The organism is Kitasatospora sp. MBT63 (assembly GCF_000710465.2).
Classification (GTDB): Bacteria; Actinomycetota; Actinomycetes; order Streptomycetales; family Streptomycetaceae; genus Kitasatospora.
In genome coordinates, this window is sequence record NZ_JAIZ01000198.1 from 1 (window position 1) to 1991 (window position 1991).

A 1991-nucleotide genomic window follows, 5' to 3' on the forward strand; every position below is an offset into this window, starting at 1 on the left:
GCGGCACCAGACCCGACGCCGGAGGCGTCAGAAGTCGTACCGCCGCGTCGCACGCCTCTTCCTGGTTCGGGCGCAATTTCTTTGCCACTATGACCATTCCCCTTCCCGGAATTCATGAGACACGACCCGAAGGCCAGTACCAGCCTTTGCAGAATGAGCCCGCTATTCCACGAGCGGTGAGCCGACCCAACACCGCCCGCCCGGGATCGGGGCTCACGGAACGTGCACGGGCGCTGCGGTTGTTCTTTTTCTGTGCGTCCGCCTGGTTGCGACTGTGCAAGGTGAGGGCGCGCCAAGCCATGCGGCGGCCGGCTCCGCTGCCGGTACCGGCCAACTCCAGTGCCTCAGGTTCACCCGGCGGTGCCCGACTGCCGTACGGTGTCCTGGGTACCTGAGAGGGAGGAATCGATGAGCGCTCAACCGATCCACGGTCCCGAGCTGATCCCGCAGCCGGCCCAGACACCCCTGGCCCTGTACGAGGCGGTCGCCGCCCTCATGCCGAACCGGCTGACCGAGATGACCGCTGACCAGGCCCAGGCCATGACGGAAGCGGTGGAGCGCCAGAGCCTCAAGCCCCTGCTGCGCTTCACCACGAAGTGGGCCGTGGACGTCGAGATCGCCCGCCACCCGGAGACGCTCGCCGAACTGCACCGCGCCGAGTACCTCGCCCATCACGCACCGACCCCGGAGGAGCGCAAGCAACAGGCCGCGCTCGCCGGAGCGATCGTGAACGCCGCCGCCGAAGCGGTGCGCGGGTGACTTGGGCTTGGGAGTACAACCCGGACGAGGACAACGTCGCCGCCGGCGCGCTGCTCGCCTTCGTCGCCCAGGTCGAGAAGAAGGCCGACGAGATCGTCCGTGCCGCCGCCGCGTTGTACCTGGACGGCACCACCTACCAGGGACCGGGCGAAAAGATGAAAACCGCCGACATTGAAGACGGTATTTTCTGGTACATCATTGTCCCGCGCGATGAACGCGTCTACATCCTGCGAGTCCAGTCCTTGTAGGACCGGAGGCAGGGCCCGATTCTGAATCAACGATCGCGCGAATTCAGTGCTGCCTGTGCTGCCGTCCATCACGTTCCACTCCGCGTTCGCTCCGCCCAGTCACGAAGCCTCCGTGAGGCTGGCCGCCACGACATTTCGAGCCCGCCCCGCCAAACATCAGACGGGGCGGACACGCGACTCCGAATCAGCCCGCGCCAGGCTGCTCCTGACGGTCGTGCAGCTGCTCGGCCAGCTCGTCGTGCAGGGCGTGGGTGCACTTCGTCACCCACTCACTCAGCTCGGCAACCTGTGAAGCTGCATGTATCTGACGTCGGATGCGGCGGTTTTCTGTCGTTGGGTGCGGGGCTGTTTTTGCTGGTGAGTGGTGGTGTTGGCTGGTGGTGCGTCAGTCTGGTGCGGCTTCTGGGACGTTTTGCCCGGGCAGGTTCGTGCAGCTTCCTTAACGCTGATGGCATGTCCGGCTTGTACCAGATGGTCCTGGCGGTGTCATCGGAATGCGGTTTCGGGCGTCGTCGTGGTGCGGTTGCTGTCTTCCTGGGAGGGCGGGGGACGGGTCTGGTCGTTGCCGGGTGCCTCGGACGGGCCGGGAGGGGTGTGGATGGCGGATAGCGGCGGGAGCGATGCGGCAGGGTCCGGCGGTCCGGCGTGGGTGGTGCGTGAGCAGGTGGTGTTCCGGCTTCTGGCTCTGGAGGAACGCGGTGTTCTGACGCCCGGTCATGTGCGTCTTGCGGCTTTGTCGGCGGGCCGGTAGGTGCGGACGGTGCAGCGGTGGCTGCAGGTGGCGCGGGAGGAGGGCCGGACGGCGCGCAGGCCCAGGCCGCGGTTCACGGTCACGGACGAGGTCCACGCGCGGTTGGCGTTGTGGTGCGGGAACGCGGCGGCGGTTCACCGGGAGCTTCTCGCGCAGGCCCGTGTGGCGGCGGACGGCTCCACCGACGGGGGAGTGGACGGGGCATCGTTCACGGGCGGTGCCGGGGGTGGTGG

Annotated in this window: 2 protein-coding genes; both read left to right on the forward strand. The window is 67.4% G+C overall.

What is annotated here, in order from left to right; genetic code table 11:
* The first annotated feature begins 408 nt into the window (after positions 1–408).
* Positions 409–759: a hypothetical protein gene (locus AA75_RS13865; RefSeq protein WP_033820281.1), complete on the forward strand. Its 351-nt coding sequence runs from the start codon at positions 409–411 to the stop codon at positions 757–759.
* Positions 756–1007, forward strand: a complete 252-nt coding sequence (locus tag AA75_RS13870; protein ID WP_033820282.1) for a hypothetical protein — start codon at positions 756–758, stop codon at positions 1005–1007. The genes AA75_RS13865 and AA75_RS13870 overlap by 4 nt, the downstream gene beginning before the upstream one ends.
* Positions 1008–1991 lie beyond the last annotated feature (984 nt).